This is a genomic window from Saccharopolyspora antimicrobica (assembly GCF_003635025.1).
Taxonomy (GTDB): Bacteria; Actinomycetota; Actinomycetes; order Mycobacteriales; family Pseudonocardiaceae; genus Saccharopolyspora; species Saccharopolyspora antimicrobica.
Map to the genome: position 1 here is coordinate 2,081,733 of NZ_RBXX01000002.1, position 13,250 is coordinate 2,094,982.

Below are 13,250 nucleotides of genomic sequence, written 5' to 3' on the forward strand. Positions count from 1 at the left end.
TCCGCCCAGAGCGAAAGCACTCGCCGGAGCGGAGCGGCGGACGGGCCGTCGACCTCGGCGTTCCGCCGATACCGGGCCGTCCGCGCAGGTCGTGGCCCGCGCACTGCACCGGTTGGCGGAATGGCGCCGACCCGGTCTTTCCCGAACGGAGCAGGCACCCCATTCGGTTTTAGGTTCCGACTTTCGCCATCACCCGAACAGCCGATTGCGCCGAGCGCCCGGTCCGGTCAGGAGCGGGCTCCGAGACCATTTGCCTGGAGCCAGCTGACGAGTCCCCGCGGATTGCGAGTTTGAGTCAGGATCTGCCCCGGCCCGGCGAAATCGAAGACCAGGCCCTCACCGCTCTTGAGCGACTGCATCGCGCCCTGGCTCATCTGCCGCAAACGGCTCTGCACCGTATCGGCATAAGCCACCACGTGACCGGTATCGATCGTGACGTACTCACCGGGCTGCAGGGTCACCACGTCGAGCGCGCCGTAGCAGGAGACCACCATCGGGCCCTGGCCCGCGGCGTGCGTCATGAACCCGCCCTCGCCGCCGAAGAGGTTCTTGAACCCGCCCCACTGCGTGTCCAGCTGCACGGTGCTCGCCGAGGCCAGCCAGCAGCCCTTGGTGATGCACCAGCCGACCCGCCCGTCGAGTTCGAGCACGTTGAGGTCGCCGGGCAGGTTCGGCGCCACGTCCACCCAGCCGCCCTGCTGCGGCGCGGTGAAGGTGGACACGAAGAACGACTCGCCACCCAGCGCAGCGCGGGCCAGCGACTTCAGGAAGCCGCCCTGAGCACGGGCGTCGACGGTGATCCCGTAGCTGGTCGCGAGCATCGCGCCGCTCTCGACCTGCACCGGTTCGCCCGGCGCCAGCATCAACCTGGCCACCCCGAAGGACGGCGTGTGGCGGGTCCGAACCTGCACGAATACCTCCCCGTGTTCGACGGCGCTCGGCTCGACCGGCGCCGCGCACGAGCCACCGGCCTGCGGTTCCCCGAACACGCGCACCGCGATGACCGGACCGGTCCGAACGCGCTCGAACGAGTCTGCCACGGCAGGATCCGGTGTCGATTCACACGCCAGTGGCGACAGCGGGGGTGGTGATGGCCGATGATCGGGGCGTGCCGAACGGAACCGGAACACCCGATCTGACCGCGGTCGCCGACCACCAGGCGAAAGTCGCGGCGCTGCTGCAGCCGACCCCGGTGCTGGTCAAGCCGCTGGCGGACTGCCTGGGGCACGCGCTGGCCGAGGACCTGGTCGCGCCGATCTCGCTGCCGCCGTTCGACAACTCCGCGATGGACGGTTACGCGGTCCGCTCGGTGGACCTGGTCGACGCGAGCCCGGAGCGGCCGGTGGAGCTCCCGGTCCAGGAGGACATCCCGGCCGGCCGGATCGACGTGCCGCCGCTGCAGCCCGGCACCGCGCACCGGATCATGACCGGCGCGCAGATGCCGCCGGGCGCGGACGCGGTGATCCCGGTGGAACGCACCGACCGCGGCACCGAGCACGTGCGGGCGTTCGCCTCGGTGCAGCCGGGAGCGCACGTGCGCCGGGCGGGCGAGGACGTCACCGCTGGCGCGACGGTGCTCACCGCAGGCACCACTCTCGCAGCCGCTCAGCTCGGCGTCGCCGCGGCGATCGGCGCCGCGGAGCTGCCCGTGCACCGCCCGGTGCGGGTGCTCGTGCTGTCCACCGGCTCGGAGCTGGTGGAGCCCGGCACGGCGTTGCAGCCCGGGCAGATCTACGAGTCCAACGGCCTGATGCTCGCCGCCGCGGTGCGCGAGGCCGGCGGCGAGGCGACGCTGCTGCGGTTCGTGCCCGACGACGTCGACGCCTTCCACCAGGCGCTCGCCCCGCACCTGGCGAGCACCGACCTGCTGATCACCTCCGGCGGGGTGAGCGCGGGTGCGTACGAGGTGGTCAAGGACGCGCTGACCGGCGAGGGCGTCGAGTTCACCAAGGTCGCGATGCAACCGGGCATGCCGCAGGGCTGCGGGCGCTACCGCGGCGGGATGGCCGTGGTGACGCTGCCGGGCAACCCGGTCAGCTCGATGGTGTCGTTCGAGGTCTTCGTGCGCCCCGCGCTGCTCGCCGCCGCCGGGCACCGGACCACGCGGCGGCCGGTGCGCCGGGCGGTGCTGACCGAACCGCTCACCGCGCCCACCGACCGGCGGCAGTACCGGCGCGGCCGGTTCGATCCGGCCACCGGCACCGTCGGCCTGCAGGGCGCGCCCGGTTCGCACCTGCTCGCCGGGCTCGCGCAGGCGAACTGCCTGCTGGAAATCCCCGAGGGCGTCACCGAACTCGCCGCGGAGTCCACAGTGGACGTGATGCTGCTGGATTGACGGATCCGGCAACGTCGCGAAGACTGCACCACCGTCCCGCCCACCCTCCGGAGTTCTGCACGTGCGTGGCCCCTGGCGCGCCGCCCTAGCACTGGCGCTGCACATCGCCTTCTTCGTCGCCCCGATCGCGCTGGTCCTCGGCCTGCTCTCGATCGCTGTCGTCACCTTCCGCTACGACCGGACCAGCGGGCTCAAAGCCGCCGCGGCGGCGCTGGTCGTCGGCGCCCTGTTCGCGGTCGGCCTGCGCGCCGTGCTGCGCTCGCGGGTGCGAGCCCGCGGTGTGCTGCTGGACCGCTCGGAGCAACCCCAGCTGTGGCGGATGGCGAACTCCATCGCCGCCTCGGCCGAAGCCCCCGAGCCCGACGAGATCCGGATCACCTCCGAGCCGGTGGTGGTGGTCCGCGAGGACACCGCGCTGCTCGGCCTGCGCACCCGCACCCGGTACCTGGAGCTCGGGCTGCCGCTGCTGGCGGCGCTCAACGTCAGCGAGCTGCGGGCCGCGATGGCCCGCGAGATCGGCCGCCTGACCGGGCGCAACCGGCTCACCGTGCTCGCCTACCGCACGTCGGCCAGCGTCGAGCGCACCGCGGCCGGGCTCACCGGCGGGCCGACCAAGTGGCTGTTCAACGGGTACGCGCGGGCGTTCACCGCGGTCGCCGCCACCACCGCGCAAGACCTGGAGCTGGCCGCCGACGCGGTCGCCGTCCGGGAGGCCGGGACCCGCACCGCGGTGCTCGCGCTGCGCAAGGTGGTGGCCGTCGAGATCGGCTGGCGCGAGTACGCCGAGGAGTACCTGAGCATGGCCACCGCGATCGGCCACGCCCCGGACGTGCTGGTGGGCTTCCGCAACTTCATGGCCCACCCGGCGCGCAAGCCGCGGCTGGCCGAACGGGCCAAGCAGACCATCGCCGAGGAGCCGCGCACCCGCAGGCGCATCGAGGCGATGAAGCGGATCAAGACCGGCGACCGCGAGGTCGACGAGCGGCCCGCGTTCGCCGTGCTGAAGAACCCGCGCAAGAGCGTGCCCGCACTGGAGGAGCGGCTGCTGGTCGACGGCCTCGACCAGCGGCTGCCGTGGCCAGAGCTGGCGCAGCGGGCCGGTGCCGCGCACGTCGCCGAGCAGGCCGCGCTGCTCAGCTCCGCGGTGGAGCAGAGCGGGCTGCCGATCGAGCCGTCCATCGCCGGGGTGCTGGCGGCCATCCACCGCGGCCAGGGCCGCGATCTGATCAACCCGGTGCTCAACCCCGGGCTGAGCCCGGAGCTCATCGACCAGGCCGCCGAGGACACCCTCGTCGACCTGCTCGGCTGCGTCGTGGTGGACGCGCTGGTCTGCGCGCGCCGCGCGCACCACGAGCTGGACTGGGGCGGCCCGCCGCCGGTCCGGCTGGCCAACGGCCAACCGCTGGACGCCGACCGGCTGGTGCGGCCCGCGGTCGTCGACCCCCGGCTGATCCCCGGCCTGCACCGCGCGCTGGTCAACCTGGGCGTGCCGCTGAACCACGCGCGCCGCCCGGCGGCCGAGCCGGAGCCGGAGCTGGCCGGCATCGTCAGCCCGGTGCAGTGCGCGGGCAGCAGCTACGACCTGCTGGTCACCGACCGCGGGCTGGTGCTGCTGCCCAGCTCGGCGAGCACCACCAAGCGGCTGCTGGCCGGCACCCTGGCCCGGTTCCGCGAGGCGGAGCTGGAGCAGCTCGGCGAGCTGGCCGCGACGCCGGTCGGCGAGCTCCGCGAGCGCTCCGGCGCGCAGTGGGTGGACAGCCGCGACGTGGCCAGCGCCCGGCTCGACCAGGACCGCGCGGGCTGGTCGCTGTCGCTGGAGCTGTACCTCGACGAGTACGCGGTGTCCGACCTGGACGACGGTCTGGTGCGCGGCGACGAGGACGGCGCGTCCGAGCTGGTGCTGCGCAGCAGCGCCGACGGAGTGGAGCACGGCGACCCGTACCGGGGGCTCGGCGAGCTGATGGGCGCGCGAATGAACGTCGAAGAACCGATTGCGGCTATCGAGTGAGCCCGAGCAGCAAGTTGATCACTCCCAGTCATGTAACGGGCCGCGAGTATCCTCCGAAAGCGGCTACGGAGTTTGTGTGACGTCAATTACACTGAAACCCGCGTAACGAACAGTCGCGCAGACGCATCTACTAGACGTCCGCTGAACACCACTGCTTGCCCGGTGACGGCGGACATTTCGAGGGCCGTGCGCCGTCGGGGGGCGCACGGACCCGCGCGAGCAGGGGCCGTTCGGCGACTACGGGGAGCCGCCGAACGGTCCCTGTTTCTTCTTCTCACCCTGTCGGGTGACTTCGGGATCAACCCAGCGGTACCATTCCACCGCGCCATATGCGCAGGTCAGCTTGGCTGTTCTTGATCAACTACGCCCCCTGGCGTCAGTTGGCCCGAGGCGTCCGAGATGCTGTACCGACCACGGCACCGGCCACCGGACCCGAACACCTGCGGGACCGGTGACCGCGCGGCCGCACCAAGGACCCGCCGACGCAGGGGCGAAGCACCTCGATGAGCACCGCGAAAGAACCGAAGAAGAGCCCGCTGGCCCACCTCGCCGGCCTGGCCCGCGACACCATCCCGCCGATGCACCCGGCCGGCCGTCCGTTCGTGCTCGGCGCCGCCGCCGCGACCTTCCTGCTGCGCCGCATCTGGCGCCCCGCCGGCGTGCTCGGCGGCGTGCTGACCGCCTGGTGCGCGTGGTTCTTCCGCGAACCGGCGCGCACCACGCCCAGCCGCGAAGGCCTCGCGGTGGCCCCGGCCGACGGCACGGTCTCGCACATCGAGCCCGCGGTGCCGCCCGCCGAACTCGGCCTCGGCGACGAGCAGATGATCCGGATCAGCGCGTTCCTGACCATCTTCGACGTGCACGTCCAGCGCATCCCGCTGGCCGGGCGGATCGAGACCATCGCCTACCGGCCGGGCAAGTTCCTCTCCGCCGACCTGGACAAGGCCAGCGAGGACAACGAGCGCAACTCGATGGTCATCCGCGGCGCGGACGGCACCCGGGTGGCCGTGGTGCAGATCGCGGGCCTGGTGGCCCGGCGCATCGTCTGCTCGGTCGCCGAGGGCGACGAGCTGCCCGCGGGCCGCACCTACGGGCTGATCCGCTTCGGCTCCCGCGTGGACCTCTACGTGCCCGCGGGCAGCCGGATCCTGGTCGAGCCCGGCCAGCGCACCATCGGCGGCGAGACGCCGCTCGCCGAGCTGCCCCAGGGCAACTCATGAGCATGCGGACCACTCCCGGCGTCCGGCTGCTGCCCAACGCGATCACCGTGTTGGCGATGTGCGCCGGGCTGTCCGCGGTCCAGTTCGCGCTCACCGGCAACCTGCCCGGCGCCATCGGGTCCATCGCGGTCGCCGCGGTGCTCGACGGCCTCGACGGGCGGATCGCCCGCCTGCTCGACGCCACCTCCAAGATGGGCGCCGAGCTGGACTCGCTGTCCGACGCGATGTCCTTCGGCGTCGCACCGGCGCTGACGCTCTACGCCTGGCAGCTGCAGGACAACCGGCTCGGCTGGGTGGCCTCGCTGATCTTCGTGGCGTGCATGGTGCTGCGCCTCGCGCGGTTCAACACGCTGCTGGAGGACGCCGACCAGCCGCCGTACGCCAAGGAGTTCTTCGTCGGGGTGCCCGCCCCGGCGGCCGGGCTGCTCGCGCTGCTGCCGCTCATCATCACCGCGCACTTCGGCCACCCGGGCTGGTGGGCGGACCAGACCGTGGTGATGATCTGGATGGTGCTGATCGCCGCGCTCGCCGTCAGCCGGGTCCCCACGCTGTCGCTGAAGACCGTCAAGGTGCCGCCGCGACTGGTCGCGCCGCTGCTGGTGCTGGTGGCGCTGCTGGCCGCCGCGATCATCATGTTCCCGCTGATCTCGCTGGCCATCGCCATGGTGGTCTACCTGGTGCACGTGCCCTACGCGGTCTACCGGCACCACTGGCTGGCCAACCACCCGGAGGCCTGGGAGGCACCGCCGCGCGAGCGGCGGGCGATCCGCCGTCGCACCGGACTCCGCCCGCCCCTGCGCCGCAGCGTGGCGGGTGCGGCGCGGCGCGTGCGACGCCGCTACAGCCACCCGAACGGCCCCCGCCGCAGCTGGCGGCGCCTGGAGCTTCGCCGCGACCGCAACGACACCAACCGCTGAGCCGACCTCCCGTCGCCCTGGATGACGCGATTTCAATTGAAGTTGGACACACGACTTCAATTGAAATCGCGGAACGCTGATGGGGCGGTGGAGCGCGGTTAAGCTCGCGGCGTGTCGTCGATAACGCTGACCGCTCGGGTTTCGCCCTCCGCCAAAGACGCTCGGCGCGGGGTGGTGCGGTTGCACCCCGAAGTGCTCGATGCGCTGGGGCTGCGGCCGTGGAACGCCGTGCAGCTCACCGGGGCGCGGGTGACCGTGGCGCTCGCCGCCGCTGCCGCGGTCGGCAGCCCGACCGGTGTGGTGCTGCTCGACGACGTCGCGCTCATGAACCTCGGGCTGGCCGAAGGAGCCGAGGTCGGCGTCGCTCCGGTGCAGGTCAGCGCGGCCCAGCGGGTGGTCATCGCCGGTTCGCGGATCGCACGGGCCACCGTCGCTCCCGAGACGCTGCGGCTGGCGCTGACCGGCAAGGTCTTCGGCACCGGCGACTCGGTCTCGCTGCTGCCGCAGGACGTGGCGCCCACGACCACCGGCAACGCCGTCGAGGTGCGCCGCAAGCTGTCCACCGCCATCGGCATGACCTGGACCAACGAGCTGATCACCATCGCCGCCACCGAACCGGCGGGCGCGGTCGCCGTACGTCCGTCCACAGTGGTCGAATGGCGGGACGGCGGCAGTCCGGAGCCCGCCGCCGCACCGGTCGCGGCACCGCCCGCACCGGTGGAGCAACCGAGCGAACCGGTGGTCCCGGTCGCCGATCTGGTCGGCTCCCGCGACACCGCCAAGCGGCTCGGCGAGTGGCTGCGCCTGGCCTTCGACCAGCCCGACCTGCTGCGCCGCCTCGGCGCCGAACCGCACCTGGGCGTGCTGCTCAGCGGGCCCTCCGGGGTCGGCAAGGCGACGCTGGCCCGCGCGGTCACCGCCGACATCGGCGCCGAGCTGGTCGAGCTGTCCGCGCCGAGCGTCGCAGCGCTCGAACCGGGCGCCGCCGCGAAGCGCCTGCAGGACGCGATCAACCGCGCCACCAGCGCCCAGGGCAACCGCGTGCTGCTGCTGACCGACGTGGAGAGTCTGCTGCCGGGCACCGAACCGCCGCCGCTGGCCACCGTGGCGCTGGACGCGATCCGCGCCGCGATCGGCTCCGACCGGCTCGCCGTGGTCGTCACCAGCTCCCAGCCGCAGTCCATCGACCCTCGGCTGCGCGAACCGGGCCTGGTCGACCGGGAGCTCACGCTCGGCCTCCCGGACGACGCCACCCGCACCGACCTGCTGCGGGTGCTGCTGCGCAACGCGCCGCTGGCCGACGACGTGCAGCTGGCCGAGATCGCCGAGCGCGCCCCGGGGTTCGTCGTCGCCGACCTCGTCGCGCTGTGCCGCGAAGCCGCCGTCGGAGCCGCCCTGCGGCACCGGGACGACACCGCCGACCCGCGCATCCGCCAGCAGGACCTGGTCGACGCGCTGGCCTCGGTGCGGCCGATCTCGATGTCCACATCGGACAACCTGCAGACCGGTGGGCTGACGCTGGACGACGTCGGCGACATGACCGAGGTGAAGCAGTCGCTCACCGAGACGGTGCTCTGGCCGCTGCAGTACCCGGACTCGTTCACCCGGCTCGGCGTGGCGCCGCCGCGCGGCGTGCTGCTGTACGGGCCGCCGGGCTGCGGCAAGACGTTCCTGGTCCGCGCGCTGGCGGGCAGCGGACGGCTGAACGTGCTGGCCGTCAAGGGCGCGGAGCTGATGGACAAGTGGGTCGGCGAGTCCGAACGCGCCGTCCGCGAGCTGTTCCTGCGCGCCGCCAACGCCGCTCCGGCGCTGGTGTTCCTTGACGAGGTGGACGCGCTGGCGCCCCGCCGCGGCCAGTCCTCGGACTCCGGCGTGGCCGACCGCGTGGTGGCCGCGCTGCTGACCGAGCTCGACGGCGTGGAGCCGATGCGCGACGTGGTGGTGCTCGGCGCGACGAACCGCCCGGAGCTGGTCGACCCGGCCCTGCTGCGCCCCGGCCGACTGGAGCGCCTCGTCTACGTGCCGCCGCCGGACGCGGAAGCGCGCGAGGCGATCCTGCGAGCCGCGGCGAGGAACACGCCGCTGGCGTCCGATGTGGACATCCCGGCCCTGGCGGCCGACCTGGACGGCTACTCAGCGGCCGACTGCGCTGCCCTGATCCGGGAGGCGGCCCTCACGGCGATGCGCGAATCCCTCGCCGCGGCCGAGGTCTCGGCAACCCACCTCACCACGGCCCGCCAAGCGGTCCGCCCCTCCCTGGACCCGGCCCAACTCGCATCCCTGGAGTCCTACGCCCACTCCCACCGCACCTGACCGCCACGCGGGAGGCGCGGTGGGCTGCCCGATCGGGTTACTTGGCGTCGATCGGGCCCTTGTAGTCGTTGGTGATGATGGCGATCAGGCCCGGGGTCGCGTCCTGGATGCCGTCGAAGCGGGGCTCAACGCGGGCGCCGAAGCGGGCCGCGAGCTGCTTGGCCTGGGCCTCCTCCGGGGTGCCCGGGCGGAAGTAGACCGTCGTCGTCGGGATGAGGCCCGCCGAGTAGTTGCCCACCTCCGGCACGTCGTAGCCGGTGCGGCGGAAGTCCTCCGCGGCGCGGTGCGCCAGCCCGCTGATAGTGCTGTTGTTGTAGACCCGCACCACGACCACCTCGGCCTGCTGGCCGGAACCGCCCGGCGAGTCGGGTCGCTGCTGCTGCGGCGGAGGCACCTGCTGGCTGCTCTGCTCCTCCGGTGAGGGCAGCGGTGCAGGCGGGTTCTCGGGCTGCTGGACCGGCTCGGTGGCGGCCGGCGGCGGGGGCTGCTGCACCAGCGACGACTTGGCCGGGTAGTTCCCCGGTTCGGGGGGCAGCGGTTGGGCGGAGTTCGGCGCGTCGCCGCCGGAGACCAGCGTGGCGATGCCGATGGCGCCCGCGATCACACCGGCCCCGATCAGCCCGAAGCCGATGAGCTTGGCCTTGGCGGGTCCGGCGGATTCCCCTGAAGTCATCAGTGCAACTCGATTCCCAGTCGTTGAGCGGCCCGTTCGCGCTGCCGCGCCGCCCGTGCCTTGCGCAGCCGTTTGATCAGCATAGGGTCAGCCCGAAAAGCTGCAGGACTGTCCAGCAGCGCGTTCAGCACCTGGTAGTAGCGCGACGGCGACATGTCGAACAGCTCCCGGATCGCCTGCTCCTTCGCACCCGAGCGCTTCCACCACTGCGACTCGAACGCCAGCACACCGCGTTCCCGGTTCGTGAGCTCGCCGGACGGCTCCGGCTCCGGCTCCGGTGCGGGCGCCGGAGCCGCCACCGGCTCGGCCACCGGCTCGACAGCCCGCAACCGCCGCCCCTCCGGCGTTCCACGCTGCTCCTGCCCGCGCGCCAGCTGCTCGCACTGGCGAGCGATCTCCTGGGCGGTCAGCATTTGGGCGGCGTCCATCCGACTCCTCGCCTCGCGATCCGGGCCTTCGGCGCGTTCGCGGAATCACACGGCTGTGATTCCCCCCTTGATTACACCATGCCCACCAATCACGGGTGCGCGGATCACACCGCTGGGCTACCGGAAAAGAGCACCCCGGCAGCGGCGGACGGCGTTGCCGATAAAGTCGCGGTCATGGCTGTTCACCCGATCTGCGTCTTCGGCGACCCGGTGCTGCACAACCCCACGCGCCCGGTGGAGCACTTCGACGACGATCTGCGCACCCTCGTCGAGGACATGTTCGAGACGATGGCCGCGGCGAACGGCGTCGGGCTGGCGGCCAACCAGATCGGGGTGGACCTGCGGCTGTTCGTCTACGACTGCCCCGACGACGAGGGCGTCCAGCACCGCGGTGTGGTGGTGAACCCGGAGCTGACCACTTCGGAGATCCCGGAGGGGATGCCGGACCCGGACGAGGACTGGGAGGGCTGCCTGTCGGTGCCCGGCGAGTCCTACCCGACCGGCCGGGCGAGCTGGGCGAAGGTCACCGGGTCCGATGTGGACGGAAAGCCGGTCGAGGTCGAGGGCACCGGGTTCTTCGCGCGCTGCCTGCAGCACGAGACCGACCACCTGGACGGCTACGTCTACCTGGACCGGCTGGTGGGCAGGCACAAGCGCGCCTCGAAGAAGATGATCAAGCGCAACGGCTGGGGCGTGCCGGGCCTGACCTGGGACCCGGCCGAGCACGGAGACCCCTTCGCCGACGACGAGGACTGATCAGAAGTCCTTGGCGCCCAAGGGAGTGGCGCCGAACAGAAGACCTCGGTGTCCAAGGGAACGGCACCGAACAGAAGACCTCGGTGTCCAAGGGAACGGCGCCGAACCTCACGCGATTTCAATTGAAATTGGCTGCGTCCCCAACCGCAGGGTTCGTCGAGAACGTCGCCAATTTCGATTGAAATCGCTGCACCACGCAAAGCGACCACCTACCGCTGTGAACCCAACCCGGCCCCGGACCCGACGACATCCATCGATGACGAGGTCTCCCCGGTATCACCACCGAGCCTCCGGCGGTGATACCGGTCGAACCCTGCGAGACGCAGTGCGGCGGCGTACGGGGTTTGCGTCGGGCTCAAAGCGGCACGTGGTCACCTTGAGGCGTGCAGCGATTTCAATCGAAATTGCCGACGTCCCGAGGAAACCTGCAGTGCGCAGTCAGGCAATTTCAATCGAAATCGCGTGAGGTTCACCGCCCCTCGTCAGGTGTCCCGATCGGGTTGTGGTCGCGCACGCCCCACCGCTACTTCACCGTTCGCGGTCACTACGCGCACGCAAAGTGACCATCAGTTCCGGTGGCCCGCATTTTCCCTGTTCAGCGGGCTGCGCTGGGGCATCGGGGTGAACGGGGGTTGGCAGTCCGCAGGGGTGCGGCTAGCCTCGGGCAGCGACAAACGAACACCGCGGGAGCTCGCACCAAGAGCGGGCTGAGAGGGCGGCTGGAGAATTCCGGGGCCGCCGACCGCATGAACCTGACCGGGTAATGCCGGCGTAGGGAGTGGATTGGCAGTGGCCGACGTGCGTCCGAACGCGTCCGAGAACGGCAGCGAGATCACCACCGGGGCCATCAGCGGCTCGCGAAAGGTGTTCCGCAGCACCGAATCCGGCCTGCAAGTGCCATTCCGCCGCATCGAGCTCACCAACGGCGAGCACCTCGACGTGTACGACACCTCCGGGCCGTACACCGACGAGAACGCCACCGTGGACGTCCACAGCGGACTCCACCGGATGCGAGCGGGCTGGACCGACGGGCGGGAGCACCGGACCCAGCTGGGCTGGGCGAAGTCCGGCGCCATCACGCGGGAGATGGAGTACATCGCCGCGCGGGAGGGCGTCTCCCCCGAGTTCGTCCGGGACGAGGTGGCCAGCGGCCGGGCGGTGATCCCGGCCAACCGGTGCCACCCGGAGAGCGAACCGATGATCATCGGGAAGAACTTCCTGGTGAAGGTCAACGCCAACATCGGCAACTCCGCGGTGACCTCCTCGGTCGAGGAGGAGGTGGAGAAGATGGTGTGGGCCACCCGCTGGGGCGCCGACACCGTCATGGACCTGTCCACCGGCAAGCGCATCCACGAGACCCGCGAGCGGATCCTGCGCAACTCGCCGGTGCCGATCGGCACCGTGCCGATCTACCAGGCGCTGGAGAAGGTCAACGGGGATCCGGCCGCGCTGACCTGGGAGATCTACCGGGACACCGTGATCGAGCAGTGCGAGCAGGGCGTGGACTACATGACCGTGCACGCCGGCGTGCTGCTGCGCTACGTGCCGCTGACCGCCCAGCGCGTCACCGGCATCGTCTCCCGCGGCGGCTCGATCATGGCCGCCTGGTGCCTGGCGCACCACCGGGAGAGCTTCCTGTACACGCACTTCAGCGAGCTGTGCGAGATCCTGCGCGAGTACGACGTCACGTTCTCGCTCGGCGACGGCCTGCGGCCCGGCTCCATCGCCGACGCCAACGACCGCGCGCAGTTCGCCGAGCTGGAGACCCTCGGCGAGCTCACGCACATCGCCCGCGCGCTCGACGTGCAGGTGATGATCGAGGGCCCCGGTCACGTGCCGATGCACAAGATCGCCGAGAACGTGCGGCTGGAGGAGGAGCTGTGCGGTGAGGCGCCGTTCTACACCCTCGGGCCGCTGACCACCGACATCGCACCGGCCTACGACCACATCACCTCCGGGATCGGCGCGGCGATGATCGCCCAGGCGGGCACCGCGATGCTCTGCTACGTCACGCCCAAGGAGCACCTGGGCCTGCCCAACCGGGACGACGTCAAGACCGGCGTGATCACCTACAAGATCGCCGCGCACGCCGCCGACCTGGCCAAGGGCTACCCGCGGGCGCAGGAGCGGGACGACGCGCTGTCCAAGGCGCGCTTCGAGTTCCGCTGGACTGACCAGTTCAACCTGTCCCTGGACCCGGACACCGCGCGGGCGTTCCACGACGAGACGCTGCCCGCGGAACCGGCCAAGACGGCGCACTTCTGCTCGATGTGCGGGCCGAAGTTCTGCTCGATGAAGATCACCCAGGACGTCCGCAGGTTCGCCGAGGAACGCGGCCTGACCAGCGTCGAGGCGATCGAGGCCGGCATGCGCGAGAAGTCCGAGGAGTTCGCGGGCACCGGCGGCAAGGTCTACCTGCCGCTGGCCGACTGACGATCCGCGTTTCAACGCCGAGCCGCGCCCCCTCCGGTGTGTCGCGCCACGACACACCGGAGGGGTCCGCGATTTCAATGGAAATCGGACGTCTGATTTCCATTGAAATCGCGGACCGGAGGCGGCTCGCACCCGGGAGGACCGGCAGGAGCGGGGCCGTAGCATGG

At 71.5% G+C, this 13,250-nt stretch carries 10 protein-coding genes and 1 riboswitch; of the genes, 7 read left to right on the plus strand and 3 right to left on the minus strand.

The window, feature by feature from the left end:
• Positions 1-227: 227 nt before the first annotated feature.
• A complete protein-coding gene (locus ATL45_RS10265; RefSeq protein ID WP_093158504.1) occupies positions 228-911 on the minus strand; it encodes a TIGR00266 family protein in 684 nt (227 codons plus the stop codon).
• Between the two features lie 179 nt (positions 912-1,090).
• Between ATL45_RS10265 and moeA the strand changes: the two genes are divergently transcribed.
• The 5 genes from moeA to ATL45_RS10290 all read left to right on the plus strand — a co-directional run bounded on the left by moeA (position 1,091) and on the right by ATL45_RS10290 (position 8,793).
• Positions 1,091-2,335, plus strand: coding sequence for a molybdopterin molybdotransferase MoeA (moeA, locus tag ATL45_RS10270; protein WP_093158506.1), 1,245 nt, complete (start codon positions 1,091-1,093; stop codon positions 2,333-2,335).
• 61 nt (positions 2,336-2,396) lie between these two features.
• A complete protein-coding gene (locus tag ATL45_RS10275) occupies positions 2,397-4,343 on the plus strand; it encodes a M48 family metallopeptidase (RefSeq protein ID WP_093158413.1) in 1,947 nt (648 codons plus the stop codon).
• Between the two features lie 503 nt (positions 4,344-4,846).
• Entirely contained in the window at positions 4,847-5,563 is a 717-nt protein-coding gene (locus tag ATL45_RS10280) for a phosphatidylserine decarboxylase (protein WP_093158416.1), read from the plus strand.
• Positions 5,560-6,480 (plus strand): CDP-diacylglycerol--serine O-phosphatidyltransferase, encoded by a 921-nt coding sequence (pssA, locus tag ATL45_RS10285; RefSeq protein ID WP_093158418.1) that lies wholly within the window; start codon positions 5,560-5,562, stop codon positions 6,478-6,480. The genes ATL45_RS10280 and pssA overlap by 4 nt, the downstream gene beginning before the upstream one ends.
• 111 nt (positions 6,481-6,591) lie before the next feature.
• Positions 6,592-8,793 (plus strand): AAA family ATPase, encoded by a 2,202-nt coding sequence (locus ATL45_RS10290; protein WP_093158421.1) that lies wholly within the window; start codon positions 6,592-6,594, stop codon positions 8,791-8,793.
• Between the two features lie 37 nt (positions 8,794-8,830).
• Here ATL45_RS10290 and ATL45_RS10295 read toward each other — a convergent pair whose 3' ends face one another.
• Both ATL45_RS10295 and ATL45_RS10300 read right to left on the minus strand, forming a co-directional pair.
• Entirely contained in the window at positions 8,831-9,466 is a 636-nt protein-coding gene (locus ATL45_RS10295; protein WP_093158424.1) for a LytR C-terminal domain-containing protein, read from the minus strand.
• Positions 9,466-9,765, minus strand: a complete 300-nt coding sequence (locus tag ATL45_RS10300; protein WP_246025814.1) for a DUF3263 domain-containing protein — start codon at positions 9,763-9,765, stop codon at positions 9,466-9,468. Before ATL45_RS10300 ends, ATL45_RS10295 begins: the two co-directional genes overlap by 1 nt.
• A gap of 303 nt (positions 9,766-10,068) precedes the next feature.
• On the opposite strand from ATL45_RS10300, the gene ATL45_RS10305 reads away from it, so the two are divergent.
• Entirely contained in the window at positions 10,069-10,650 is a 582-nt protein-coding gene (locus tag ATL45_RS10305; RefSeq protein WP_093158430.1) for a peptide deformylase, read from the plus strand.
• Between the two features lie 673 nt (positions 10,651-11,323).
• A riboswitch (TPP riboswitch) is annotated at positions 11,324-11,445 on the plus strand.
• Positions 11,440-13,083, plus strand: a complete 1,644-nt coding sequence (gene thiC / locus ATL45_RS10310) for a phosphomethylpyrimidine synthase ThiC (RefSeq protein ID WP_093158433.1) — start codon at positions 11,440-11,442, stop codon at positions 13,081-13,083. It overlaps the preceding riboswitch by 6 nt.
• Positions 13,084-13,250 lie beyond the last annotated feature (167 nt).